This window comes from Methylobacterium aquaticum (genome assembly GCF_001043915.1).
Taxonomy (GTDB): domain Bacteria; phylum Pseudomonadota; class Alphaproteobacteria; order Rhizobiales; family Beijerinckiaceae; genus Methylobacterium; species Methylobacterium aquaticum.
Window position 1 is genome coordinate 29,861 of sequence record NZ_LABX01000175.1, and the last position, 25,486, is coordinate 55,346.

The following is a 25,486-nucleotide window of genomic DNA, read 5'->3' on the forward strand; positions in this document are numbered from 1 at the left end:
TTTCAGGCTTCCGCTTCCGCGGAGAGGATCGCGGCCGCGACCGCTTCGGGGCATTCCTCGTGGGCGGCGAGCGCCCCCGGGACCGCGACGCTGCGGACGAGGCCGGCCTCGGCGAGCGCGGTCATCTCGGCGCCGGAGCGGCGCGGCGCGCCCCGGGGCTGCACCATCAGGACCGGCGGCAGGCCGGGGGCGAACAGGGCGTGGAAATCCTCGCGCGTCCAGACCGGATCGAGGCCGCCGGTGACGAAGGCCGCCGTGCCGAAACGCGCGCGGGGCTGGTGCGTCACCCGCCGTTTGTCGGCGAGCACCGCGGGGGTGACCCGGGCCGGATCGGCATAGACGTGGGCCTGCATCATCCGCGACACGACCGGCGCGCTGACATTGAGGCGGTAGAGCAGGTTGCCGAGGACCGGCACCTCGACCGCACGGCGCAGGGTGCCGAAGAGCGGCCGGCGCTCCTCGCCCATCGCGGTCGGCAGCGGACCGCGCCAGGTCGGCGCCACCAGGACCAGCCGCGCGAAGGCGTCGGGGTGCCGGGAGGCCGCGGCGACGAGGTAGCCGGCGGCGTGTCCCGCCGCGACCCCGAGGGCGTAGGGGCCGGGCGCCTGCGCCAGGAGCGCGTCGAGGAAGGCGTGGAGGGTGTCGGGAGCGAGGGGCACCCGCGCCCGGGGTTGCGCGCCGAAGCCGGGCCAGTCCGGCACCAGGCAGCGATGGCGGGTGGACAGCCGCATGGCCAGGGACCGCATCTCCTCGCGGGTGGAGATCGAGGACAGGGCCGGCAGCAGCAGGGCCGGCGGTCCCTCGCCGATCCGGTCAGCCGGCAGGTTCAGGCTGTGCCCGGCGAGGGTGAGGGAGAAAGTCTGCGTCTCGATGCCGGCCATGACGTTCCCTTGCGACAAGACGGTGTGTTCAAAACGGCTTCACCACCACCAGGATCACGATGAGGATCATCAGGAGCGTCGGCACCTCGTTGAGCACCCGGTAGAATTTGGGGCTGCGGGTGTTCCGGTCGGCGGCGAAGTCCTTGACCATCCGCGACAGCCAGCCGTGGATGCCGCTCATCGCCAGGACCAGGGCGACCTTGGCGTGCAGCCACCCTTGCGTATAGACGCCGCTCATCACCGCCAGCGCGATGCCGAAGATCCAGGTGGCGATCAGGCCCGGCAGCATGATCGCCTTGGCGAGCCGCCGTTCCATCACCTTGAAGGTCTCGCCCTGGGGCGACCCGGCCGGCAAGCCGGCGTGATAGACGAACAGCCGCGGCAGGTAGAGCATCGCCGCCATCCAGGCGATGAGCGAGATGATGTGAGCGGCCTTGATCCAGAGATACACGGCGGGATGATTCCTGTGGGGGGATATTAAACGACGGAGATCACCACACCGACGGATCTGACACGCTCTGCGTCATCCCGGGTCGGCGAAGCGGAGCCCGGGATCGAGAACCGCAGGTGTTGTCCGAAGAGATCGGTTCGCGTTCCGCTTCATCCTGTACGCAAGCGGTTCTGGATCCCGGGCTCTCGCCTGCGGCGAGCCCCGGGGTGACGCGGAGGGTGGCAGGCCCGTCGCAAGGCAGGCCCGTCGCAAGGAACGAGCCGCCCCCTCCCCTCAGCCCCGCAACCGCGCCAGCATCCGCTCGACATGGGCGATCGGCGTCTGCGGGGTGATGCCGTGGCCAAGGTTGAAGATGTGGGGCGTGCCGGCGGTGGCCTCCCGGATCGCGTCCACCGCCGCGTCCAGAGCCTCGCCGCCGGCGATCAGGGTCTCGGGGTGGAGATTGCCCTGCGTGACCACCGAGGCCGGCAGGCGGGCGCGCAGCGCCTTCAGGTCCACCGCCCAATCGACCCCGATCGCGTCGGCGCCGGTCTCCGCCGCCACAAGGGCATGGCCGTCGAGCCCCGAACCACGGGCGAAGACGATGATCTTCGCGTCCGGCACCCGGGCGCGGATGCCCGACACCATCCGGGCGATCGGCTGGAAGCTCCAGCGCGACAGCGCATCTCCCGCCTCTCCGGCGGGCACGTCCGGCAGGGCGCCGGCATGGCTCTCGAAGATCTGCACCGCGTCGGCGCCGGCCTCGAACTGGCGCACCAGGTACTCGGTCGAGACCGCGACCAGCCGGTCGATCAGGGCGTCGAGGAGGGCGGGGTCGCGGGCCGCGAGGTCCCGGGCCGGGGCGAGATCCGGCGTGCCTCGTCCGCCGATCATGTAGCTCGCCACCGTCCAGGGCGCGCCGCAGAAGCCGAGGAGCGTGGTCTCGGCCGGCAGCTCCGCCCGCAGGCGCCCGACGGTCTCGAAGACGGGAGCCAGATGCTGCATCACCCGCGGGTCGCCCGCCTCGATCAGCGCTGCGAAGTCGGGCCGGCCGGCGAGCGGGTCGAGGCGGGGCCCCTCCCCTTCCACGAACCGCACGTCCTGGCCGAGCGCGTGGGGCACCACCAGGATGTCGGAAAACAGGATCGCCGCCTCGAAGCCGAAGCGGCGGATCGGCTGGAGGGTGACCTCGGTGGCGAAATCGGGGTTGTAGCAGAGGTCGAGGAAGGAGCCGGCCTCGGCCCGCACCGCCCGGTACTCGGGCAGGTAGCGCCCGGCCTGCCGCATCATCCAGGCCGGCGGGGGCGACAAAGCCTCCCCGTTCAGCACCCGCAGGAGCGGCCGCTCCGCACCCGTCCGTCCGGCTCCCGCGGTCCCGCCCATGCCCTGCCCCCCGACAACCGTTTGCCGCCACGCTGGCGGATCGCTTCCCTATGCCGAGAACCGCGCCCCCGCGCCAGCCCGACGCATGGTCGCGACCACGGCCGATCGCCATCCCCACCCAGGCCCCTGAAAAGAAAAGAGAGATTCTAGGAGTCTGTTTTTTCTTCTGGGGGCAGGCATCGTGGGCCTCCAGCCCCGTCCACAGCCCGTCCCCACCGCCGGTGCGTTAAGAGCCCTTTAACAGATTTGCTCCATTGTCGAAGGATCACGAGAGTCGCGAGGGGCTTGGCCGCCTCCCGGCTCGGATCGGCGGCGTCACGTCCCGGATTCTCCCACGGGCGGCCCGCCACGAGTGTTAACGGGCCGCCTGTTGAGGCGTCGAGCCGTTAACCCACAGGCCCCGCGCCTGGACCTCCCTTCGTCGGCGCATTATCCACACTGATCGACTCCGCGCGGCCGATCGGTGCATGACGCACCGGGCACCGGAGCCGCTTCGTGTCTGCCGCGCCCGCGGCGAGCCCGGGGAGCCCGCGTGGTCCGCAGCTACTTCCACCTCCACCTCGTGTCGGATTCCACCGGCGAGACCCTGATCAATGTCGGCCGCGCGGCGGCGGCGCAGTACGAGGGGGTCTCGGCGATCGAGCACGTCTATCCCCTCGTGCGCTCGGGCACCCAGCTCGAACGGGTGATCAACGAGATCGAGCAGGCCCCCGGCATCGTGCTCTACACCCTGGTCGGGCGCGACCTGACCGAGCGGCTGGAGGAGGCGTGCCGGGCCACCGGCTCGCCGGTCCTGTCGGTGCTGGAGCCGGTGCACCGGATGCTGCAAGGCTATCTCGGCACCCACTCCACGGCGCGGCCGGGCGCGCAGCACATGCTGAACGCCGAGTACTTCAAGCGCATCGACGCGATGAACTTCACCCTCGCCCACGACGACGGCAACCTGCCGCTCGATCTCAACGAGGCGGACGTGATCCTGCTCGGGGTGAGCCGCACCTCGAAGACGCCGACGGCGATCTACCTCGCCAATCGCGGCCTGAAGACCACCAACATCCCGCTGATCCCCGGCGTGCCGCCGCCGGCGGTGCTGGAGACCCTGCGCCAGCCCCTCATCGTCGGGCTGATCGCCTCGCCGGAACGGATCGTGCAGATCCGCCAGAACCGCCTGCTCAGCCTCAAGGCCGACGATTCCTCGTCCTACGTCGACCGCGACGCGGTGGCGAACGAGATCGCGACCTCGCGCCGGCTCTTCGCCCGCAATCGCTGGCCGGTGATCGACGTCACGCGGCGCTCGATCGAGGAGACCGCGGCGGCGATCGTCGATCTCCACCGCGAGCACCGGCTGAAGTTCATCGCCGACTGACGCCGATGCCGCACGACGCTTCGTCCCTCTGGCGCGGACCTGCGCCGCTCCTCCTCGCCTCGACCAGCCCGACCCGGCGGGCGCTCCTCGCTTCCGCCGGGCTCACCGTGGAGACCCGGGCCCCGGGCGTCGACGAGCGCGCCGTGGAGGCGGAGGCGGCGGGCCTCTCGCCGGCGCGCCTCGCCGAGCGCCTGGCCGCCGCCAAGGCCGCCGCGGTCGCGTCGGTCGCGCCCGACCGGGTGGTGATCGGCGCCGACCAGGTGCTCGATCTCGACGGCACGCTGTTCCACAAACCCGCCGACCGGGCGGGGGCCGCCGCCCATCTCGCCCGCCTCCAGGGGCGCCTCCATGCGCTCCATTCCGCCGTGGCTGTCGCCGTCGACGGCGCGGTGGCCGACATCTTCGTCGTCACCGCGCGGCTCACGATGCGGTCCCTCGATGAGGCGGCGATCACAGCCTATCTCGACGCCGCCGGGCCCGCCGTCACCGGCAGCGTCGGCGCCTACCAGCTCGAGGGCGCCGGCATCAACCTGTTCGACCGCATCGAGGGCGACCACTCGACCATCCTGGGCCTGCCGCTGCTGCCGTTGCTCGCGCGGTTGCGCGGGCGGGGCCTGCTGGCGTTCTGAGACGATTTCGCGATGACGACCCCGCACCCCCGAGCCTTCGTGGTGGGCCACCCGATCGCCCATTCCCGCTCGCCGCTGATCCACGGCCACTGGCTCGCCGAGCACGGCCTGCCCGGAACCTACGAGCGCGTCGACGTCCGTCCCGACGCCTTTCCGGATTTCGTCCGGTCCTTGCGCGAGGCGGGCTTCGTCGGCGGCAACGTCACGATCCCCCACAAGGAGGCGGCGTTCCGCCTCGTCGACGGGCTGACCCCCCGGGCGGAGCGGATCGGCGCCGTCAACACGCTGTGGTTCGAGGACGGGCGCCTGCACGGCGACAACACCGACGCGCCGGGCTTCCTCGCCCATCTCGATGCCAGCCTGGGCGCCGGCTGGCCAGAGGCGACGGGCATCGCCCATGGCCGCGCCGCCCTGGTGCTCGGGGCCGGCGGGGCAGCCCGCGCCATCCTGGTCGGCCTCCTCGACCGCGGCCTGGAGCGCCTGATCGTGGCGAACCGCAGCGCCGAGCGGGCCGAGAGCCTGACCGCCCTCGATCCCGCCCGGATCAGCGCCATTCCGTGGGATGCGGTGCCGTCGCGTCTCCCGGAGACCGGGCTCCTCATCAACACCACCGCCCTCGGCATGGCCGGGCAGGACCCGCTCACCCTCGACCTCGCGCCCCTGCCGGGCGGGGCGGCGGTGGCCGACGTCGTCTACGTGCCGCTCGAAACCCCCCTGCTGGCCGCCGCCCGCGCCCGGGACCTGCCGGCGGTGGACGGGCTCGGCATGCTGCTGCACCAGGCGGTGCCGGGCTTCCGCCACTGGTTCGGCCGCACGCCCGTGGTGACGCCGTCGCTGCGCGCCCGCATCGTCGCCGATCTCGGGAGCCACGGATGAGCCGGCCCTTCGTCCTCGGCCTCACCGGTTCGATCGGCATGGGCAAGAGCGCCACGGCGGCGATGTTCCGGGCGCGCGGCGTGCCGGTCCACGATGCCGATGCCTGCGTGCACGCCCTCTACGGGCCGGGCGGCGCCGCCGCGGCGGCGATCGGCGACGCCTTCCCCGGCACGCTCAGCCCCGACGGCGCGGTCGACCGCGCCGCCCTGCGCACGGCCGTGCTCGGCGAGCCTGAGCGCCTGCGCCGCCTCGAATCCCTGGTGCATCCCCTGGTGGGCCGAGCCCGGGACGATTTCCTTGCCGCCCACGCCGCCGCGCCGCTCGTGGTGCTCGACGTGCCGCTGCTGTTCGAGACCGGGGGCGAGGCGGGCTGCGACGCCGTCGCGGTGGTCACCGCCCCGGCCGAGGTGCAGCGGGCCCGGGTGCTGGCCCGGCCGGGCATGACCGAGGAGGCTTTCGCGCAGATCCTCGCCAAGCAGATGGCGGATGCCGAGAAGCGCCGGCGCGCCGACTTCCTGATCGAGACCGATCGCGGCTTCCCGCAGGCCGAGGCGCAGGTCGAGGCGGCGATCGCCGCCGTGGCGGCGCGGCGGGCCGGTTAACGCTTCCTCGCTACACCGGTCGAGACCAGATCACAGGGGAACCGCACGATGCTGCGCGAGATCGTCCTCGACACCGAGACCACCGGCACCGAGGCCAAGACCGACCGGCTGATCGAGATCGGCGGCATCGAGCTTCTCAACCACATCCCGTCCGGCCGCGAGTTCCACCGCTACATCAACCCGCAGCGGCCGGTCTCCGAGGGTGCGTTCCGGGTCCACGGCCTGTCGGATGCGTTCCTCTCCGACAAGCCGCTCTTCGCGCAGATCCTGCCCGACTTCCTGGATTTCTGCGGCGACGCCACCCTGGTGATCCACAACGCCGCCTTCGACGTCGGCTTCCTCAACGCCGAATATGCCCGACTCGGCGACAAGGCCCCGCCGGCGATCCAACTCGCCTCGGTCGTCGACACCCTGGCGCTCGCCCGCCGCAAGCATCCGGGTGCGGCCAACAACCTCGATGCGCTCTGCTCGCGCTACGGCATCGACAATTCCCGCCGCACCAAGCACGGCGCGCTCCTCGACGCGCAGATCCTGGCGGAAGTCTATATCGAGCTGCTCGGCGGCAAGCAGACGACCCTCGGGCTGACGGTGGAGCGCCATGCCGGCCCGGCCGGTCCGAGCTTGCGCGCCGCGCCGATCGAGCACGGCCCCCGCCCGACCCGCAGCCGCCTCACCGAGGCCGAGCTGGCGGCGCATGCCGCCTTCACGGCGGGGTTGGGGGAGAAGGCGATCTGGCGGGATTACCTGGGTGAGGGATCGGTCGTGTGAGACGGGCTACGTGGACCGGGCGGGCGGCAAGTGTAAAGGTTCTCGCAGGTTCGTCGCATGAAGGTGCTCAAGTTTCACGGCAGCGCCCTCAGCGATCTGCGCGCCTTTCCGCATGCGGCGCGGCGTGAAGCGGGTTACCAACTCGATAAGGTCCAGAGCGGGCTGATGCCAAGTGACTGGAAGCCGATGCCCACGATCGGGATCGGCGTTCAGGAAATCAGGATACGGGATGAGGCTGGCGCATTTCGAGTGGTCTATGTCGCCAAGTTCGCTAACGCGGTCCACGTGCTACACTGTTTCCAGAAAAAGACGCAAAAAACGAGCAGCGCAGATCTGGAGTTGGCAAAGAAGCGCTATGCCGATCTCGCCAAGGAGCTAGGCCGATGAGCGACGACGGTTTCGCGAGCGTGTGGGACGCCATCGAAGACACGCCTGCGGATGTGCAGACGATGAAGATGCGCTCTGCGCTCATGATGGCATTGCAGCGTCACATCCAGGCGAAGGAATGGACGAACGCCGAAGCGGCACTCAGACTCGGCGTGACGGAGTCTCGCGTCGAGAACCTTTTGCGCGGCAAGATCAATACGTTTTCCCTCGACGATCTCATCGCCCTGCTGGCAGCGGTCGGGCTGCGGGTCGAGATCCACATTCCGGACGCCGCCTGAGCAGGGCAGCGCCCGACCCTGGTGTAGGGCGGGCGCCGCGGGCGTCCTACTCCGCCGCCTTCATGTAGCTCTCCACCGGCGGGCAGGCGCAGACCAGGTTCCGGTCGCCATAGGCGTTGTCGACCCGGTTGACCGGGGGCCAGTACTTGTCGACCCGGAAGGCGCCGGCCGGGAAGCAGGCGGCCTCGCGGGAATAGGGCCGCTCCCAGGCGCCGATCAGGTCCTCCACCGTGTGGGGCGCGTTCTTGAGCGGGTTGTCGGTCCGGTCCATCCGGCCCTCCTCGATCGCCCGGATCTCCTCGCGGATCGCCAGCATGGCGTCGCAGAAGCGGTCGATCTCGCCCTTGGTCTCGGATTCGGTCGGCTCGATCATCAGCGTGCCGGCGACCGGCCAGCTCATCGTCGGCGGGTGGAAGCCGCAATCGATCAGGCGCTTGGCGATGTCCTCGACGCTGACGCCCGCGCTCTTCATCAGCGGTCGGGCGTCGATGATGCATTCATGCGCCACGCGGCCGTGGGTGCCGGTGTAGAGCACGTCGTAGGCGCCGGCGAGGCGCCGGGCGATGTAGTTGGCGTTGAGGATCGCGATGCGGGTCGCCTGCGTCAGCCCGCGCCCGCCCATCAGCAGGCAGTAGCTCCAGGAGATCGGCAGGATCGCCGCGGAGCCGAAAGGAGCGGCCGAGACCGAGAACTCGCGCCCGTCGGTCTCGACATGGCCGGGCAGGAACGGGATCAGGTGCGCCTTGACGCCGATCGGCCCCATGCCGGGCCCGCCGCCGCCATGCGGGATGCAGAAGGTCTTGTGCAGGTTGATGTGGCTGACATCGGCCCCGATGTCCCCCGGCCGGGCGAGGCCGACGAGGGCATTGAGGTTGGCGCCGTCGAGATAGACCTGGCCGCCATGGGCTTGGGTGATGTCGCAGATCTCCCGCACCGCCTCCTCGAACACCCCGTGGGTGGACGGGTAGGTGATCATGCAGGCGGCGAGGGTGTTTCCGTGCTGCTCCGCCTTGGCGCGGAAATCGGCCACGTCGACGTTGCCGTTGCGGTCGGCGCCGACCACCACCACGGTCATGCCGCACATCTGCGCCGAGGCCGGGTTGGTGCCGTGGGCCGAGGACGGGATCAGGCAGACCGTCCGGTGCCCCTCCCCGCGGGACAGGTGATAGGCGCGGATCGCCAACAGGCCCGCATATTCGCCCTGCGCGCCGGAATTCGGCTGCATCGAGATCGCCGCGTAGCCGGTGATGTCGGCGAGTTTCTGCGAGAGATCGGCGATCATCTCGGCATAGCCCTCGGCCTGGTCCTTCGGCGCGAAGGGATGCAGCTCCGAGAATTCCGGCCACGAGATCGGCAGCATCTCCGCCGTGGCATTGAGCTTCATCGTGCAGGACCCGAGCGGGATCATCGCCCGGTCGAGGGCGAGGTCGCGGTCGGCGAGGCGGCGCATGTAGCGCGTCATCTCGCTCTCGGCCCGGTTCATGTGGAAGATCGGATGGGTCAGGTACTGCGACGTCCGCATCAGGCCGGCCGGCAGGCGCGGCGCGGGCCAGGCTTCGTCGTAAGCCAGCGCGTCGCCCCCGAAGGCGCGCCACACCGCCTCGATGATGTCGGGCCGGGTGCGCTCGTCGACCGTGATGCCGATCCGGTCGGTGCCCACTTTCCGCAGGTTGATCCCGTTGGCGACGGCGTTCTTCAGGATCACGCCCTGGAACGGCCCGACCGTCACGGTGATCGTGTCGAAGAAGGCGTCCGGATGCGTCTCGAAGCCGAGCTGGTTCAGGCCCGCGGCGAGCCGGGTCGCGTCGCGGTGGATCCGCATCGCGATCGCCTTCAGCCCGCGCGGCCCGTGGAACACCGCGTACATCGAGGCGATGATCGCCAGCAGCACCTGGCTGGTGCAGATGTTCGAGGTCGCCTTCTCGCGCCGGATGTGCTGCTCGCGGGTCTGGAGCGAGAGCCGGTAGGCGCGGTTGCCGCGGGAATCGACCGAGACGCCGACGATGCGCCCGGGCAAAGCCCGCTTGTGGGCGTCCCGCGTCGCCATGTAGGCGGCGTGCGGGCCGCCGTAACCCATCGGCACGCCGAAGCGCTGCATCGAGCCGACCGCGATGTCGGCCCCCATCTCGCCCGGGGGTTTGAGCACCGTGAGCGCCAGGGGATCGGCCGCCACCACGGCGATGGCCCCGGCCTCGTGGAGCGTCGCGATCACGTCGGTGAAGTCGTGGGCCGCGCCCTCGACGCCCGGATACTGGAAAATCGCGCCGAACACCGTCGCGGGGTCGAGATCGGTGAAGGGATCGCCGACGACGATGCGCCAGCCGAACGGCTCGGCCCGGGTCTTCAGCACCGCGATGGTCTGCGGCAGGCACTGCGCGTCGACGAAGAAGGTGTCGGGCTTTGCCGTCGCGATGCGGCGTGCCATGCCCATCGCCTCGGCGGCGGCGGTCGCCTCGTCGAGGAGCGAGGCATTGGCGATGTCGAGCCCGGTCAGGTCGCTGACGCAGGTCTGGAAGTTGAGCAGGGCCTCGAGCCGGCCCTGGCTGATCTCGGGCTGGTAGGGCGAATAGGCCGTGTACCAGGCCGGGTTCTCGAAGATGTTGCGCTGGATCGCCGGCGGCATCGTGGTGCCGTGGTAGCCCTGGCCGATCAGCGAGGTCAGGAGCTTGTTCTTGTTGGCGGTGGCGCGCAGGCGCTCGATCGCCCGGCGCTCCGACAGGGCGGCGCCGAACTCGGTCGCTTCGGTCTGGCGGATGCCGGCCGGCAGGGTCTCGTCGATCAGCGCGTCGAGGCTCTCAGAACCGACCACCTCCAGCATGCGGGCGATCTCGTCCACCGACGGCCCGATATGGCGGCGGTTGGCGAAGTCGTAGGGATCGTACTTGTCCATCGGCATGAGGGGTGCCCCGGTCGGAGCCGTTGCGAGGCGGCTCGAAAGGTTGGGCGCGTCTCCCCTCTCCAGGCGATCCGAGGCTTGCCCCGGATCGCTGCAAGGTGTGGGAGAGGGGTCGGGGGTGAGGGTGGCTCGGCTTCAGGCGTGAACTCTGATCGCTGAGCGGAGCAGCGGAACGGTCCGAACTCAATTCGGCACCGTCTCCACCCTCGCCCCTCCTCCTCTCCGGAGAGGGATCCCGCGCTATACTGGTGTTGGAACAGATCAGGCGGACATCACAACGGTTCAGCCGACGAAGGCGCGGTAGGCCGCCTCGTCCATCAATCCGTCGAGCTGCGACGGGTCGCTGAGGCGCACGCGGTAGAGCCAGCCGGCGCCCTGGGGATCGGTGCCGACGCTCTCGGGGTTCGCCACCGCGTCCTCGTTGACCTCGGTCACCTCGCCATCGACCGGCGCGTAGACGTCGGAGGCCGCCTTGACCGATTCCACCACCGCGGCGGCGGCGCCCTTGGTCAGCGTGGCGCCGACCTTCGGCAATTCGACGAAGACGAGGTCGCCGAGCTGCTCGGCGGCGTGGTCGGTGATCCCCACCGTCGCCACGTCGCCCTCCAGGCGCAGCCACTCGTGCTCGTCGGTATATTTCAGCATGAACATTCCCCTTCGTCAGGACCGTTTGAAGCCGGCGGGGCGGAACGGCAGCGGCACCACCGCGCAGGGCAGGCGCTGGCCGCGCACCTCGGCGAAGACCTGCCTGCCCGGGACGGCCAGGGCGCTCGGCAGCACCCCCATGGCGATCGGCCCGTCCAGGCTCGGCCCGAAGCCGCCGGAGGTCACCCGGCCGGCGGCCTCGGCCGCCTCGGCGGCCTGGTAGAGCGCCGCACCGGCCCGCACCGGGGTGCGTCCCTCCGGCCTCAATCCCACCCGCAGGTGCGCCGGCCCCTCCGCGAGTTCCGCCAGGATGCGCTCGGCGCCGGGAAAGCCGCCGGCCCGGTCGCCGCCCCGGCGCCGCACCTTCGGGATCGCCCAGGACAGGCCGGCCTCGACCGGCGAGGTCTCGCGGTCGATGTCCGAGCCGTGCAGGCACAGCCCCGCTTCGAGGCGCAGCGAATCGCGGGCGCCGAGGCCGATCGGCTTCACCTCCGGATCGGCGAGCAGCGCGCGGGCAAGCGCCAAGGCGGATTCGGCCGGCAGCGCGATCTCGAACCCGTCCTCCCCGGTATAGCCGGAGCGGACGGCAACACCCTCTTGCACGCCCTCCTCTCCCGCGAAGGTGACCGGCCGCGCATCCATGAACCGCATCTCGGCGGCGACGGGCAGGTGGCGGGCGAGCGCCGCTTCCGCTCCCGGGCCCTGGAGCGCGATCAGGGCCCGGTCGATCGGCTCCACCGTGCAATCGGTGCCGATCGCGTCGAGCAGATGGGCGAGGTCGGCGGCCTTGTTGGCGGCGTTGACGACCAGCAGGTAATGGTCGCTCAGGTTCGCGAGCATCAGGTCGTCGAGGATGCCGCCGCCCTGCGTCGTGAAGAATCCGTAACGCTGGCGCCCGGGCTTGAGCCCGAGAACGTCGATCGGCAGCACCGTCTCCAGGGCGCGGGCGGCGTCGGCGAGGTCGCCGGAGCGAGCCCGCACGGCAATCTGGCCCATATGCGACACGTCGAACAGGCCGGCCGCCTTGCGGGTGTGCAGGTGCTCCTTGAGCAGCCCGAGCGGATAGTGCAGCGGCATCAGATAGCCGGCAAACGGCACCATCCGGGCGCCGACCTCCTGGTGCAGCGCGTGCAACGGGGTCTGGAGCAGGGTGAGGCCGGAGGCCGGATCGGCGGTCATCGTGAGGCGGTGTCCCGAGGCATGGCGGACACGCGCGGGCAGCCGACCCCGCACCCTCTTGCCGAAGCGGCCTCGACGAGGAGAGAGCGACGGGAAGGCCGGCCCTGCACGGCCCGACTCGGGGCGACCTTAGGACAAAGGTGCCATTGACGCTACCCGTCGAACGGTGCGGGACGCGCGACCTCCGGCGCGCCGGCACGGGCGCGAGGGCAGCGGAATGCGGCAAGAACGACCGACTTCATCCCCTCTCACGAAAATGTTTTTCACTTGAGAGCGGCTCGGCGGCAAACGAAGCAGCTTCTGCCGCGACCGGGGACTTATCCTGGCGCCATCGATGGGAGATACGACGCCATGAGCGCGAGCGCCAAGCCGGTCCCGGCCCAGCCGGTCAACGAGAACGACCGCCCCAGCCATCAGGCGATCCTGGGTCCGCGCGGCGTGGCCGATCCGGATCCGGCCGAGACCGCGGACTGGCTCGCCTCGCTCGAATCGGTGCTCCGCCACGGCGGGGCCGCCCGGGCCCGCTTCCTGCTCGACCGGCTGGAGCAGAAGGCGCGGGAGATCGGAATCGTCGAGGAGGCGCCGCCCTACTCGCCCTACCGCAACACGATTCCGCTCGAGAAGCAGCCGCCCTATCCGGGCGACCTCGCGGTCGAGGAGCGCCTGACCTCGATCATGCGCTGGAACGCGCTCGCCATGGTGGTGCGGGCCAACATGGCCTATGGCGAGCTCGGCGGCCACGTCGCCTCCTACGCCTCGGCCGCCGAGATCTTCGAACTCGGCTTCAACCACTTCTTCCAGGCCGGCGACGCCTCCGGGGCCGGCGCCGATCTCGTGTTCTTCCAGCCGCATTCGGCGCCCGGCGTCTATGCCCGCGCCTTCCTGGAGGGGCGGCTCTCCGAGACCAACCTCACGCATTACCGCCAGGAGATCGCCGGCGAGGGCCTGTGCTCCTATCCCCATCCCTGGCTGATGCCGGACTTCTGGCAGGTGCCGACCGGCTCGATGGGCATCGGGCCGATGAATGCGATCTACCAGGCGCGTTTCATGCGCTACCTGAGCGACCGGGGGTTGGCCGACACCGCCGGCCAGCACGTCTGGGGCGTGTTCGGCGACGGCGAGATGGACGAGCCGGAATCGATCGGCGCCCTGACGCTGGCGGCGCGCGAGAAGCTCGACAACGTCACCTTCGTCATCAACTGCAACCTCCAGCGCCTCGACGGGCCGGTGCGCGGCAACGGCCAGATCATCCAGGAGCTGGAGAGCGTTTTTCGCGGGGCCGGCTGGAACGTCGTCAAGGTGCTGTGGGGCTCGGAATGGGACGCGATCTTCGCCCGCGACACCAACCACGCCCTCCTTCGCCGCTTCGCCGCCACGGTGGACGGCAAGTACCAGACGCTGGGGGCCAAGGACGGCGCCTACAACCTCGCCCACTTCTTCGGTGAAGACGACGAGGTGAAGGCGCTGGTCTCCCACATGTCGGATGCCGACGTCGACAAGCTCAAGCGCGGCGGCCACGATTTCCGCAAGCTCTTTGCTGCCTTCGCGGCTGCCAAGGCGACCAAGGGCCGCCCGACCGTGATCCTGGCCAAGACCAAGAAAGGCTACGGCATGGGCGGCGCGGGCGAATCGCGCATGACCGCCCACCAGGCGAAGAAGCTCGACACCGATGCGCTGAAGGCATTCCGCGATCGCTTCGCCCTGCCGCTCACCGACGCGCAGGTCGAGCGACTGGACTTCTACAAGCCCGACGAGAACAGCCGCGAATTGCGCTACCTGCGCGAGCGCCGCGAAAAGCTCGGCGGTTTCCTGCCGAAGCGCCGCCGCACGGCAGCCCACGTCGCGGTGCCGGACCTTTCGACTTATGCCGGCTTCGCGCTGGAGGCCGACGGCAAGGAGATGTCGACCACCACCGCGGCGGTGCGGCTGTTCAGCAGCCTGATCAAGCACAAGGAACTCGGGCCCCGGGTGGTGCCGATCGTCGCCGACGAGGCGCGCACCTTCGGCATGGCCAACCTGTTCCGGCAGGTCGGCATCTACTCGCCGCTCGGCCAGCTCTACGAGCCGGAGGATGCCGGCTCGATGCTCTATTATAAGGAGTCCCGCGACGGGCAGCTCCTGGAGGAGGGCATCACGGAAGCCGGCGCGATCTCGTCCTGGGCCGCAGCCGCGACGTCGTACAGCGTCCATGGCCTCGCGATGCTGCCGTTCTACATCTACTACTCGATGTTCGGCTTCCAGCGCGTCGGCGACCTGATCTGGGCAGCGGCCGACCAGCGCGCCCGCGGCTTCCTGATCGGCGCCACCGCCGGCCGCACCACGCTGGGCGGCGAAGGCCTGCAGCACCAGGATGGATCGAGCCACCTCGTTGCCGCGACGATCCCGAATTGCCGCGCCTACGACCCGGCCTTCGCCTACGAGATGGCGGTGATCCTCGATCACGGCGCCCGCGACATGATGGAGCGCGACATCGACGCCTTCTACTACGTCACGGCGATGAACGAGAACTACGCCCAGCCGTCGATGCCCGAGGGTGTGCGCGACGGGATCATCCGCGGGATGTATCGGTTTGCCGGCTATGGAGATGGTGAGCCGGCTATCCGCCTCCTTGGCTCCGGCGCGATCCTGCCGGAAGTCGTCGCGGCAGCAAAGCTTCTCGCCTCGGAATGGGGCATCGCCGCCGAGGTTCATAGTGTCACGAGCTTCAGCGAACTCGCCCGCGAGGCCCGCGAGGTCGAACGGTCGAACCGCCTGAACCCCGGTTTGCCGGCAAAACGCAGCCTGGTGGAGGAGGCGCTGTCCGGCTCCGCGCCGGTCGTCGCTGCCACCGATTACGTCCGGGCCTATCCGCAACTGATCGCGACCGCGATTCAGGCCCGCTACGTGACGCTCGGCACCGACGGTTTCGGCCGCAGCGACACCCGCAGTGCCCTGCGCGCCTTCTTCGAGGTCGACCGGCACCACGTCGCCGTGGCGGCGCTGGCGGCGCTCGCCGACGAGGGCACGCTCGACCGGTCCACGGTGGCGGAAGCGGTGGCCCGCTACGGGATCGGCCCGAACCGGCCGGCGCCCTGGACGGTGTGAGGCACCTCGCACCGTGAGGCGAGGCGCTCCTTTCGGGGAGCGCTCTCCCGTCTCCCGAGTGGGAGAGGGGCCGGGGGATCGAAGATCCCACGTGCGGGTGTTCCGGTTCCGAGTCCAGCACCAAGCGTCGAGCGGCCAGCACGACGCTCTGAGCTTCACACTGACGCATACGCATCGATTCGATCTCGGGCAGGCCCGAGATCGACGCGGCCGTTGCGCCATCTCGACTTGTCGATGCCAAGCCCAGATGTCCGGGATTTTGGGCTTGGCGACATTTCGCGAACGGCACCAAATGTCGTTTCCAACGACCGTCGGTATCACCCGTGCCCCTGTCCCTCTCCCAACCGCGAGAGGGGATCCCGTGGTCGTCATTAAGCCGGGAGAGGCGGGCGCCTTAATCCTCGCCGCGGACTTAAGCACACCCCGCCCCTCCCACGCACGGGATTGACGCACCGGGGAAGACGCGGCCTGATCCCCCAACGCCGGCACGAAGCACCGGTCCGAGGGGAGACGCACGGGATGGCGCGAGGCGCTGAGCAGACCGCGGTGCGGGGCATCGTGGGAGCCGACTCCAGGGCGTCCGACGATCCGGTGCGCACGCGGCTCCACGCCTTGCGGACCGGCCTCGAAGCGGGCCTCATCGGCGCCTCCGGCCTCGTCGAGCGGCTGCTGATCGGGCTCCTCACCGGCGGCCACCTGCTGATCGAGGGCGCGCCGGGCCTCGCCAAGACCCGGGCGGTCAAGCGCCTCGCCGATGGGCTCGATACCGGCTTTGCCCGCATCCAGTGCACCCCCGACCTGATGCCCGCCGACCTCACCGGCACCACGGTCTGGCGGCCCGATGGCGGCCGGTTCGAGTTCCTGGCCGGGCCCCTGTTCCACTCGCTGGTGCTGGTCGACGAGGTCAACCGCGCGCCGCCCAAGGTCCAGTCCGCCCTGCTGGAGGCGATGGCCGAGGGCCAGGTGACGGTGGCCGGCATCACCCACCCGCTGCCCGATCCGTTCATGGTGGTGGCGACCCAGAACCCGATCGAACATGCCGGCACCTTCCCGCTGCCGGAAGCACAGCTCGACCGGTTCCTGCTCCACGTCGTGGTCGAGATGCCGGACGAGGCGTCCGAGCGCCGCATCCTCGACCTCGTCGAGGGCGAGATGACCGAGGAGGCCACGCCGATGCCGGTGCGCCTCACCGTCGAGGAGTTGCGCGCCGCCCGTGCCGCCGCACTCAAGACCCATGTCTCGCCGGCCCTGAAGGATTTTCTGGTCCGCCTCGTCGCCGCCACCCGGGGGGGGCCGGCGGCAGCGGATCTGCGCGGCGCCATCGAGCATCCGGTCTCGCCCCGGGGCACCCTGGCCTTGATGCTCGCTGGCAAGGCCAGGGCCTACCTGCACGGGCGCGACCACGTGGTGCCGGACGATGTCATGGCGCTCGCCGGCGACGCGCTTGCCCACCGTCTCGCCCTCACCTGGCGCGCTGCCGCCGAGGGCCAGACCGCCCGCGCCGTGGTGGCCGGCCTGCTCGACCGGGTGCACCCCCTCTGAGGATCCTGCGCTCTGAGGATTGTCCCCACCGTGGCACGGCCGCTCCCCAGCACGGACCCGCTCGCACAAGCAGGCATCGCCCTGGATGCCGGGATGCTGATGGGGCTGCGCCACCTCGCCCGCCGCGGCGCCGGTGCGACCACGAAGGCGCGCTCGGGCCTGCCCGGCGGCATCGTCACGCGGCGGCGCGGCCGCGGCAGCGAGCCGGACGACGTGCGGCCATGGGCCGAGGGCGACGACGTGCGCCACATCGACCGCAACGCCACCGCCCGCACCGGCACGCTGCACGTGCGTACCCACCACGAGGAGCGCGACCGTGCCGTGGTGGTGCTGGCGGATTTCCGGCCCTCGATGCTGTTCGGCACCCGCCGCTCCTTACGCTCGGTCGCGGCGGCGGAGGCCCTGGTGCTGCTCGGCTGGCGCATCGCCGGCGATGGCGGACGGGTCGGCCTCTGCGCCGCTGCCCCCGAGCCGGTGGCCCTGCCGCCGCGGGCCGGCGGGCGCGGCATGGCGGCCCTGTGCCAGGGCCTCGCCCGGGCGCATGACAGCGCGCTGGCCGCCTCCCCCCACCCTGATCCCCCCTTGGGCCTGACCCTGGAACGGGCCCGCGCGCTGCTGCCGGCGGGTGGGCATCTGGTTCTGGCGAGCGCCCTCGACGCTCCAGGCGAGGGCTTTTCGGAGAGCGTGGCGGCCTTGGCCGAGCGGGTCTCCCTCAGCCTGATCCTGGTGAGCGACGCCTTCGAGCGCACCGCGCCCCCCGGCCTCTACCCCTATGCCACCCCGGACGGGCGCCACGGCACCGCCCGGATCGGAAAGGCGCGGCCGGCCCCCGAGGATCGTCTCGCGGCCTATGCCCGGCTCGGCCTCGCGGGTCTGCGCCTCGACACCGAGCTGGGCCCGGAAGGGTTCGCCCCTCTGATGGAGCGGCTCGATGCCATGCTGTGAGGGAGCACCGGCGGTGCTGGCGGGCCTTCGCGGTCTGCACGTCCCGCCCGATCCGGGATGGATCCGGCCCGAGATCCTGGCCGCCGTCGCGGCCGGGCTGGCGCTCGCGGGCCTCGCCGCCTGGCTCGCGCCGCGCTGGCGCGCCCGCCCGATCCGCCGGGCGGCTCTGGCCGAACTCGCCGCCGCCCGCGCCCTGCCGCCGCCCGAGCGCCGCGTGGCTTTGGCGCGGTTGAGCCGGCGGCTCGCCCGCAGCCTCGGGGTCGAGGGGCCGGCGGGGCTCGATGCCGTCTTGCGCACCGATTTCTTCGGCAGCGGCCCCGGCCGGGCACTCGCCCAGGATCTCTACGCCCCGGGCCCCATGCCCGATCTCGCCGCCGCGGAAGCCGGTCTCGCCCGGCTCCTCGCCCGCCTGCGGGCTTAGAACACGATGGCCGGTCTCGCCTCCCTCGATGTCGCGGCGCCGCTTGCCGGCCTGCTCCTGCCGCTGCCGCTGCTGGCCGCCCGCTTCCTGCCGCCGCGGCCGGGCGGCAGCGGGGCGCTGGCGGTGCCGCCCTCCCTGGTCGCCGGGCTCGATCGCGGCGGGCCCCTCACCGTCGGCGTGCGCGGGCGCGCGGCGCTCACCTGGCTGCTCTGGGTCTCCCTGGTCGCGGCGCTTGCCGGCCCGCGCCTGGTCCTGCCCGGCGCGGCACTCCCGGCCTCGGGCAGGGACATCGTGCTCGCCCTCGACCTGTCGGGCAGCATGGAGCGGATCGACTTTGCCCTCGACGGCCGCACCACCTCGCGGCTCGCGGCGGTCAAGCGCGTCGGGGCGGAGTTCATCCGCCGCCGGGCCGGCGACCGGGTCGGCCTCGTGATCTTCGCCGACCAGGCCGACGTGGCCGCCGCCCCCTCCTTCGACACGCGGGCGGTCGCCCGGGCGCTGGAAGAGGCGCAGATCGGCCTCGTCGGCCGCTCGACCGGCATCGGCGACGGGCTCGGCCTCGCCCTGAAGCGCCTGAACGCCCTGCCGGGCCCGTCCAAGGTGGTGGTGCTGCTCTCCGACGGCGCCAACAATGCCGGCCAGACCACGCCGCGGGACGTGGCGGTGCTCGCCCACGAGCTGGGCATCCGGGTCCACACCATCGCGCTCGGCCCCCGCGACCTCGCCGACGCCAATGGCGAGCAGGACGTGGTCGATTCGGAGGCGCTGCGCGACGTCGCGGCGACGAGCGGCGGCCGGTTCTTCCGGGTCCGCACCACCGAGGACCTCCAGGGTGTGGCCGACAGCATCGATGCCCTCGAAGGCGGGCGCGACCGGGCCCCGCCGGTGCCCCTGCGCCGTGACCTCTGGCCGTGGCCGGGCGGGGTCGCGCTTCTCTCGGCGCTCGTTCTCCTGCTCACCCGGAGGGGGGCGTGACCGAAGCCTTCACCCTGCTCCGCCCGTGGTGGCTCCTCGCCCTGCCGCTTCTCGGGCTGCTGGCCTGGCGCGCCGCCCACCGGTCCGCGCCCCTCGGCGACTGGGCGAAGGCGGTGGAGCCGCACCTGATGGCGGCGCTGCAAGCGCGCGGCGCGGTGCGGCCGGGACGGCGCGTCGGGCAGGGATTGCTGGTTCTGGCGGCCGCGCTCCTTTCTCTCGGCCTCGCCGGCCCGGCGCGGGAGCGCCGCGACGTGGCGGGGTTCCGCAACCTCGACGCCACGATCATCGCCCTCGACCTGTCGCGCTCGGTCGCCGAGGGCGGGCGCCTCGGCGAGGCGCGGGCGCTGGCGCAAGGCGTGGCGGAGGCCGCCGGCACCAAGGCGGTCGCGGTCATCGCCTATGCGGGCGACGCCTATCTCGTGGCGACGCCGACCACCGACCGCGAGTCCTTGAGCACCATCCTGTTTGCCCTCGACGGCGCCACCGTGCCGGATCGCGGCAGCCACCCGGCCCGCGCCCTGGCGCTCGCCCGCCGGACGCTGGCCGAGGCCGCGGTGGTGACCGGCGATGTGGTGCTGGTGACGGATGGCGGCGGCCTCGACGACGCCACCTCTCGCGAGGCGTCGGCGCTCCGGGACGAGGGCCACCGGCTGCACACCGTGCTGGTGCCGGATCCCGCCCTGCCGCCGGAGGCGCCGCGGCCGGATGGCAGCGGCCTGTCCCGTCTCGCGACCCTCGGCGGCGGCAGCGCCGGCAGCCTCGACGCCCCGGGCCCGGTCCTGGCGGCCATCTCCGAGACGGTCGCCCGCCACCTCACGGAGGGCGGCTACACGGTGCTGGCCTGGCAGGATCTCGGCCGCTGGCTCGCCGGCCTCGCGCTGCTGCCGGTCCTGCTGCTTTTCCGGCGGAGCGCCTGATGCGACCCCTCCTCCTCGCCGCCGGTGCGGTGGCGCTCATGGGGCTCGCGGTGGAGCCCGCCACCCTCGCCCGCCTGCTCATCGGGGCCGGGATGCCGGGATTGGCGGCGCGGGTCAGCGACGATCCGGCCTGGCGCGGCACCGCCCTCTATGCCGCCGGGCGCTATGCCGAGGCGGCTGAGGCGTTTTCCGCCTCTCCCTACAACCGCGGCAACGCGCTGGCGCTCGCCGGGGACCTGAAAGGGGCGCTCGCCGCCTACGAGGCGGCGCTCGCCCGCGACCCGTCGGACGAGGACGCCAAGGCCAACCGCGAACTCGTCGCGCGCCTCCTCGACACGCCCGACGCCCCCGGCGGCCGCACCGCCGGCCAGGCGAACGCAAAGGCCGACGCCGCCACCCGCTACGCCACCAAGACCGAATCCGACGCCAACGACCCCGGCACCGCCTCGACCGGCGATGGCCTCGCCGGCCACCGCGAGGCGTCCTCGGCGGCCGATTCGCCGGGCAATTCCAAGGCGGCGCGCACCGGCCGGGCCGAGCAGCGGTCGGTCGATCCCGGCCGCGGCCAGGCGCGCGGCTCGGCCAGCGATGCCGAGGGCGGCGGGCGCCAGGGCGGCGGCAATGCCAGCGTGTCCGAGGTGATCGAGCGCGAGGCGCGCCGGGTCTCGAAGAGCTTCGAGGCGCGGGAGATCCGCCCGGACCGGCACTGGCTCGCGACCCTGACCGACGATCCCGGCCGCTTCGTGCGCCTGCGCGTCCTCGCCGAGCAGACCCGCCGGCGCGAGGCCGGCACCGCCGTCCAGCCCGGAAGCAACCCATGGTAAGGCCATTCATTCTGAGACGGTTTCCGGACGATCCGTCCGGACACCGTCTCAGCAAGCCCGCGCGGCGCCTGAGCGAGGCCGGTTTCCGCATCGCGAAGCGATCAATCGGAAACCGGAGGAGAGGGCGTCTCGCCGCCGCCCTGCTGTTCGCCGCGACGCCGGCTTTCGCCCTGGAGGACGGCGATCTCGGCCTGACCGTCACCGCCGAGGTGCCGGGCGGCGCAGCCCCATACCCGCGCGAGATGGTGCTGCTGCGCATCCGCGGCACCTACCGGGCGCAGATCGCCCTGGAGGATTTGCGCCAGCCGAGCCTGCCGCATTTCGGCTGGACCCAGCTCGGCCGCGACCACTGGTCCCGCGTGACGATCCAGGGCCAGGAGGCGCGCGGCTTCGAGCGCACGGTCGCGGTGTTTCCGCAGGGGCCCGGCCGCTTCGTCATCGATCCCTTCGTGCACCGCCTGACCATCGTCGATGGCGGCGAGCGCCGGGTGGTCGAGGTGCGCTCCGCCCCCCTGCCCCTGGAGGTCGCGGCTTGGCAGGGACCTGGCGGTCCGGATGCCCCCGAGCCCTGGTGGCTGGCGGCGCAGGACGTGACGGTGACCGACCAGTGGGAGCCCGAGCCCGAGACCCTCAAGCTCGGCGAGCCGGCCCGCCGCACCGTGACGCTCGACGCCCGCGGCGTCACCGCCGATGCCCTGCCGCCGCGGCCGGTCTTGCGCACCCGCGGCGTCCTCACCTTCGCCGGGCCGGTCGAGCGTCAGACCCGCATCACCCCGGCGGGCCCGGTGGCCCGGGTGACCTATCGCTGGGACGTGCGCCCCGGCGTGCCGGAGCCGATCACGCTCTCGGCGATCGCCATCCCGTGGTTCGACACAAGGGCGCGGGTGATGCGCGAGGCCGAGATCCCCGCCCGCATCATCGGCGGCCGGGCCGCCAAGGTTGCCGAGGAAGCGCCCCCGCCCCCGGCCTCGCCCTGGCGGGCGCTCGCCGCGGGTCTCGCCGCCTTCGGGCTGGCCTTGAGCGCCTGGGGCCTCTCCCGCCATCGCGCGGCCCCGGCGGCCCCCGCCCTGCGGCGCCTCGCCCGGGCCGCCCGGCGGCGCGACGCGCGGTCCTTCCACGCCGCCCTCACCGATGCCGGTCGCCGTGACCCGGCCCTCGCGGCGGCGTGGCGGGCCGATCCCGGCCTCGGCCCGCGCCTTGCCGCCCTCGATGCCGCCCTGTTCGGCAAGGGCGACGTCCCGGTGCCGGCCCTTGACGGCCTCGTCCGGGACCTGAGAGCGATCCGGGCGCCCGCCGCGCCTGCGGACAGCCTCGCCCCCCTCGACGGCCCGCGCCCGGCGAAGGTCTGAGATTCCGCGGGCCCGGCCCGAGGCCGGTTGCCTTCTCGGGCACCGACCCTGCATACCGCCGGCTCGAAGCCCGCAGGGTCGCGTTTGCCATGACCGAAACCACCCCCCGCCTCGGCGCCCGCGTGATGGCGCTGATCGACGACCTCGCCCGCCACACCGACGAGCCCGGACGGCTGACCCGGCTCTACCTCTCGCCGGCCCACCGGGCGACCGCCGAGGCGGTGCTCGGCCTGATGCGGGATGCGGGGCTGAGCGCGCGGATCGACGCCGCCGGCAGCGTGGTCGGGCGGATCGAGGGACGGGAACCGGGGCTGCCCGCCCTGGTGCTCGGCTCGCACATCGACAGCGTGGTCGATGCCGGGCGCTACGACGGTCCCCTCGGGGTGGTGACGGGACTGGTCGTGGCGGAGGAGATCCGCGCCCGCGGCCTCGTCCTGCCCTTCGCCCTGGAGGTGGTCGCCTTCGGCGACGAGGAGAACGTCCGCTTCCCGACCTCGCTCTCGACCTCGAAAGCCTGGGCCGGGCAGTACAGGATGGAGTGGCTGGAGGGCCGCGACGCGGCCGGCACCTCCCTGCGCGAGGCGCTGACGCAGTTCGGCGGCGACCCCGACGGCATCCCGGCCCTGGCCCGGGCGCGCGAGGCGATCGCCGGCTATCTCGAGGTCCATATCGAGCAGGGCCCGGCCCTGGAGGCGGCGGTGCAGCCGGTGGGCGTGGTCTCGGCCATTGCCGGCCTGACCCGGGCGCGCTGCACCGTGACCGGCGAGGCGAACCATGCCGGCACGGTGCCGATGGGGATGCGCCGGGACGCCCTCGCGGCGGTCGCCGAGATGGCGCTTGCGGTCGAGCGCCTGAGCGAAGGCGTGGCCGGCACCGTCGCGACGGTGGGGTCGCTCACCGTGGTGCCGGGGGCCGTCAACGTGATCCCGGGCCAGGTCGATTTCAGCCTCGACGTGCGCGCGCCGGTGGAGGCCGATCGCCACGGGCTCTTCGCCGCGATCCAGGCCGCGTGCCGCGCGATCGCGCAGCGCCGCGGGGTCGGCTTCGCGAGCGAGACCTACATGGACAATGCCGCGGTCGCGCTCGATCTCGGCCTGCAAGCCGCTCTCGACCGGTCGGCGCAGCGCCTCGGCTTCGCCCCCCTGCGGCTGCCCTCCGGCGCCACCCACGACGCGGTGGCGATGGCGGCGATCGGGCCGTCCGCGATGCTGTTTGTGCGCTGCCGCGGCGGCATCAGCCACAATCCGGCCGAATCGATCACCCTGGAGGATGCCGACGCGGCGACGCGGGTGCTTCTGGGCACGGTGCTCGATCTTGCGGGGCTGCCGCAGTGACGCGGCCGGTCCTGTCCGCGAAGGCAGGATCACGGAAGCCTCTCGTCTCCCACGCGCGACCTCAGGATGAGGGTGTGGGTCGGGCGGGGCGTCGAACAATCGCGCAAGCCCCGGGTAGCGAAAGAGTTCTTCCATGCAACAGGACGAGCAGACGGCCGACATCGTGGTGGTCGGCGGCGGCATGGTGGGCCTGTCCTGCGCCATCGCCCTGAAGGATCGCGGGCAGGACGTGGTCCTGTGCGATCCCGGCGAGGCCCGGGCGCGGACCTCCTACGGCAATGCCGGCGTGGTCAGCCGCGGCTCGATCTTCCCGATGGCGAGCCCTGCCCTGTGGGGCAAGCTGCCGGCCTATCTGCGCAACGCCGATCCGGGCCTGCGGCTGCGCCACCTCCACTTGCTGCGGGTGATGCCCTGGGCGGTGCACTTTCTGGCGAGTGCCCGCACCTCGGCCTGGCGCCGGGCCGCCGACGCGCTGGCGCCCCTCACCAACGCCGCCTATCCGGAGCATCGGCGCCTCGCCGACCGGGCCGGCGTTCCTCACCTGCTGCGCGAATGCGGCTGGGTGAAGCTCTACCGGACGGATACTGCCTTCGCGGGTGCGGCCCTGGAGCGCGAGATCCTGACGCAGCACGGCGTGCCGTTCGAGATCCTGGACGGGCCGGCGGTTCAGGCGCTGGAGCCGGCGCTGATCCGCCCCTTCGCCCGGGCGATGCTGCTGCCGGAGACCGGCGCTGTCGGCGATCCCGGCGGCCTCGTCGAGGCCGCCGAGCGGCTGTTCGCCGGCCTCGGCGGCCGGTCGCTGCGCACCACCGTGAGCCGCCTCGAACCCAGATCGGAGGGCTGGCGCGTCGTCCATCCGGGCGGCACCGTCCGGGCGCGGCAGGTGGTGCTGGCGACCGGGGCGGCGGCGCACGAGCTGTCGCGGCCCCTCGGCTACCGTTTCGCCTTCGCGGCCGAGCGCGGCTATCACCGCCACTACGCCCTGCACCCCGACAGCCCGGTCCTCACCCGCCCGATCTACGACACCGGCGCCGCCTCGATCCTGTCGCCGATGGGCGAGGGCCGGGTGCGGGTGCTCTCCGGCGTCGAGGTCGCGGACCGTCACGCGGAGCCGGATGACCGCCAGATCGAGGCGGCGGCCCGCGAGGCGGCCGGTACGGTGCGGCTCGGCCCACCCCTCGACAACCGGCCCTGGCTCGGCTCGCGCCCCTCGACCCCGGACGGCCTGCCGGTGATCGGGCCCGCGCCGCGCCATCCCGGCCTGATCTTCGCCTTCGGCCACGGCCATATCGGCCTTTCGACCGGCCCGATCACCGGCCAGCTCGTCGCCGATCTCGCCACCGGCCGCATGCCGGCGGTGCCGGTGGCGCCGTTCGCGCCGGGGCGGCTGCTCGGATGGCCGTGGTGAGAGGCCGGCGCGCGACCATGGCGCGTGCCGCCGGCGATCCCGGTCCGAGCGGGGAAACGGCAGCATGACCTGGGTCGCGGGCGTGGACGGATGCCCGGGCGGCTGGGTCGCGGTGTTCGGGCCGCGCGACGGCCGGCCCGACCCCATCCGCGCCCGGGTGCTGCCGAGCCTGGCGGCGATCTGCGATGCGCCGGAGGCGCCCGCCATCGTGGCGGTCGACATCCCGATCGGCCTGCCGGATCGCGTCGGCCCCGGCGGCCGCACCGCCGAGGTGCTGGTCCGGGCGCTCCTCGGCCCGCGGCGCGCCTCGGTCTTCCCGACCTCGGCCCGCAGCGTCGTCTATGCCCCCGACTACACGGCGGCGATCGCC

24 protein-coding genes are annotated in these 25,486 nt (G+C 72.3%); 18 read left to right on the top strand and 6 right to left on the bottom strand.

Annotated features, from left to right (window positions below):
• Positions 1 to 2: 2 nt before the first annotated feature.
• From VP06_RS21865 to hemE, 3 genes are all read right to left on the bottom strand, one after another.
• On the bottom strand, positions 3 to 881 hold the full coding sequence (locus tag VP06_RS21865; RefSeq protein WP_197093251.1) for an alpha/beta fold hydrolase: 879 nt from the start codon (positions 879 to 881) through the stop codon (positions 3 to 5).
• A 28-nt stretch (positions 882 to 909) separates the two neighbouring features.
• Positions 910 to 1,332, bottom strand: coding sequence for a protoporphyrinogen oxidase HemJ (gene hemJ / locus VP06_RS21870; RefSeq protein WP_082167544.1), 423 nt, complete (start codon positions 1,330 to 1,332; stop codon positions 910 to 912).
• A gap of 273 nt (positions 1,333 to 1,605) precedes the next feature.
• Positions 1,606 to 2,694 carry a uroporphyrinogen decarboxylase gene (gene hemE / locus VP06_RS21875; RefSeq protein WP_048465898.1) on the bottom strand — a complete coding sequence of 363 codons (1,089 nt, stop codon included), beginning with the start codon at positions 2,692 to 2,694 and terminating at the stop codon, positions 1,606 to 1,608.
• A gap of 532 nt (positions 2,695 to 3,226) precedes the next feature.
• Between hemE and VP06_RS21880 the strand changes: the two genes are divergently transcribed.
• From VP06_RS21880 to VP06_RS21910, 7 genes are read left to right on the top strand one after another with little or no spacing between them, the layout of a single operon-like run.
• Complete coding sequence (locus VP06_RS21880; protein ID WP_048465899.1) at positions 3,227 to 4,057, top strand: pyruvate, water dikinase regulatory protein; 831 nt, start codon at positions 3,227 to 3,229, stop codon at positions 4,055 to 4,057.
• Positions 4,058 to 4,062: 5 nt separating this feature from the next.
• Positions 4,063 to 4,686 carry a Maf family protein gene (locus VP06_RS21885; RefSeq protein ID WP_048465900.1) on the top strand — a complete coding sequence of 208 codons (624 nt, stop codon included), beginning with the start codon at positions 4,063 to 4,065 and terminating at the stop codon, positions 4,684 to 4,686.
• 12 nt (positions 4,687 to 4,698) lie between these two features.
• Positions 4,699 to 5,562 (top strand): shikimate dehydrogenase, encoded by an 864-nt coding sequence (locus tag VP06_RS21890; RefSeq protein WP_048465901.1) that lies wholly within the window; start codon positions 4,699 to 4,701, stop codon positions 5,560 to 5,562.
• Positions 5,559 to 6,164, top strand: a complete 606-nt coding sequence (gene coaE, locus VP06_RS21895; protein ID WP_048465902.1) for a dephospho-CoA kinase — start codon at positions 5,559 to 5,561, stop codon at positions 6,162 to 6,164. The genes VP06_RS21890 and coaE overlap by 4 nt, the downstream gene beginning before the upstream one ends.
• Positions 6,165 to 6,212: 48 nt before the next feature.
• Entirely contained in the window at positions 6,213 to 6,932 is a 720-nt protein-coding gene (dnaQ, locus tag VP06_RS21900; protein ID WP_048465903.1) for a DNA polymerase III subunit epsilon, read from the top strand.
• Between the two features lie 57 nt (positions 6,933 to 6,989).
• Positions 6,990 to 7,319, top strand: coding sequence for a type II toxin-antitoxin system RelE/ParE family toxin (locus tag VP06_RS21905; protein WP_048465904.1), 330 nt, complete (start codon positions 6,990 to 6,992; stop codon positions 7,317 to 7,319).
• Positions 7,316 to 7,597, top strand: a complete 282-nt coding sequence (locus VP06_RS21910) for a helix-turn-helix domain-containing protein (protein ID WP_048465905.1) — start codon at positions 7,316 to 7,318, stop codon at positions 7,595 to 7,597. The genes VP06_RS21905 and VP06_RS21910 overlap by 4 nt, the downstream gene beginning before the upstream one ends.
• Positions 7,598 to 7,643: 46 nt before the next feature.
• Here the strand turns inward: VP06_RS21910 and gcvP are convergent, their stop codons facing one another.
• From gcvP to gcvT, 3 genes are all read right to left on the bottom strand, one after another.
• Positions 7,644 to 10,493, bottom strand: a complete 2,850-nt coding sequence (gene gcvP, locus VP06_RS21915; RefSeq protein WP_048465906.1) for an aminomethyl-transferring glycine dehydrogenase — start codon at positions 10,491 to 10,493, stop codon at positions 7,644 to 7,646.
• A 282-nt stretch (positions 10,494 to 10,775) separates the two neighbouring features.
• The gene (gene gcvH / locus VP06_RS21920; protein ID WP_048465925.1) at positions 10,776 to 11,138 is read right to left on the bottom strand and encodes a glycine cleavage system protein GcvH; all 363 of its coding nucleotides are present in this window, start codon (positions 11,136 to 11,138) and stop codon (positions 10,776 to 10,778) included.
• A 15-nt stretch (positions 11,139 to 11,153) separates the two neighbouring features.
• Complete coding sequence (gene gcvT, locus VP06_RS21925; RefSeq protein WP_048465907.1) at positions 11,154 to 12,317, bottom strand: glycine cleavage system aminomethyltransferase GcvT; 1,164 nt, start codon at positions 12,315 to 12,317, stop codon at positions 11,154 to 11,156.
• Between the two features lie 351 nt (positions 12,318 to 12,668).
• Here gcvT and mdeB point away from each other — a divergent pair, with 351 nt between their 5' ends.
• The 11 genes from mdeB to VP06_RS21980 all read left to right on the top strand — a co-directional run.
• A complete protein-coding gene (mdeB, locus tag VP06_RS21930; protein WP_048465908.1) occupies positions 12,669 to 15,401 on the top strand; it encodes an alpha-ketoglutarate dehydrogenase in 2,733 nt (910 codons plus the stop codon).
• A gap of 519 nt (positions 15,402 to 15,920) precedes the next feature.
• Positions 15,921 to 16,943, top strand: a complete 1,023-nt coding sequence (locus tag VP06_RS21935; protein ID WP_048465909.1) for an AAA family ATPase — start codon at positions 15,921 to 15,923, stop codon at positions 16,941 to 16,943.
• 99 nt (positions 16,944 to 17,042) lie between these two features.
• A complete protein-coding gene (locus VP06_RS21940; RefSeq protein WP_082167546.1) occupies positions 17,043 to 17,888 on the top strand; it encodes a DUF58 domain-containing protein in 846 nt (281 codons plus the stop codon).
• Positions 17,875 to 18,309 (top strand): DUF4381 family protein, encoded by a 435-nt coding sequence (locus VP06_RS21945; RefSeq protein WP_048465911.1) that lies wholly within the window; start codon positions 17,875 to 17,877, stop codon positions 18,307 to 18,309. The genes VP06_RS21940 and VP06_RS21945 overlap by 14 nt, the downstream gene beginning before the upstream one ends.
• 6 nt (positions 18,310 to 18,315) lie before the next feature.
• Complete coding sequence (locus VP06_RS21950; protein WP_048465912.1) at positions 18,316 to 19,284, top strand: VWA domain-containing protein; 969 nt, start codon at positions 18,316 to 18,318, stop codon at positions 19,282 to 19,284.
• Positions 19,281 to 20,201: a vWA domain-containing protein gene (locus VP06_RS21955; protein ID WP_048465913.1), complete on the top strand. Its 921-nt coding sequence runs from the start codon at positions 19,281 to 19,283 to the stop codon at positions 20,199 to 20,201. Before VP06_RS21950 ends, VP06_RS21955 begins: the two co-directional genes overlap by 4 nt.
• Positions 20,201 to 21,025 (top strand): tetratricopeptide repeat protein, encoded by an 825-nt coding sequence (locus VP06_RS21960; RefSeq protein WP_048465914.1) that lies wholly within the window; start codon positions 20,201 to 20,203, stop codon positions 21,023 to 21,025. Before VP06_RS21955 ends, VP06_RS21960 begins: the two co-directional genes overlap by 1 nt.
• Positions 21,019 to 22,374, top strand: a complete 1,356-nt coding sequence (locus VP06_RS21965) for a BatD family protein (RefSeq protein WP_082167545.1) — start codon at positions 21,019 to 21,021, stop codon at positions 22,372 to 22,374. Before VP06_RS21960 ends, VP06_RS21965 begins: the two co-directional genes overlap by 7 nt.
• Before the next feature lie 89 nt (positions 22,375 to 22,463).
• The gene (locus VP06_RS21970; protein WP_048465915.1) at positions 22,464 to 23,708 is read left to right on the top strand and encodes an allantoate amidohydrolase; all 1,245 of its coding nucleotides are present in this window, start codon (positions 22,464 to 22,466) and stop codon (positions 23,706 to 23,708) included.
• A gap of 133 nt (positions 23,709 to 23,841) precedes the next feature.
• Complete coding sequence (locus VP06_RS21975; RefSeq protein WP_048465916.1) at positions 23,842 to 25,116, top strand: NAD(P)/FAD-dependent oxidoreductase; 1,275 nt, start codon at positions 23,842 to 23,844, stop codon at positions 25,114 to 25,116.
• Between the two features lie 64 nt (positions 25,117 to 25,180).
• The coding region (locus VP06_RS21980; protein WP_048465917.1) for a DUF429 domain-containing protein at positions 25,181 to 25,486 on the top strand (306 nt) is incomplete at its 3' end.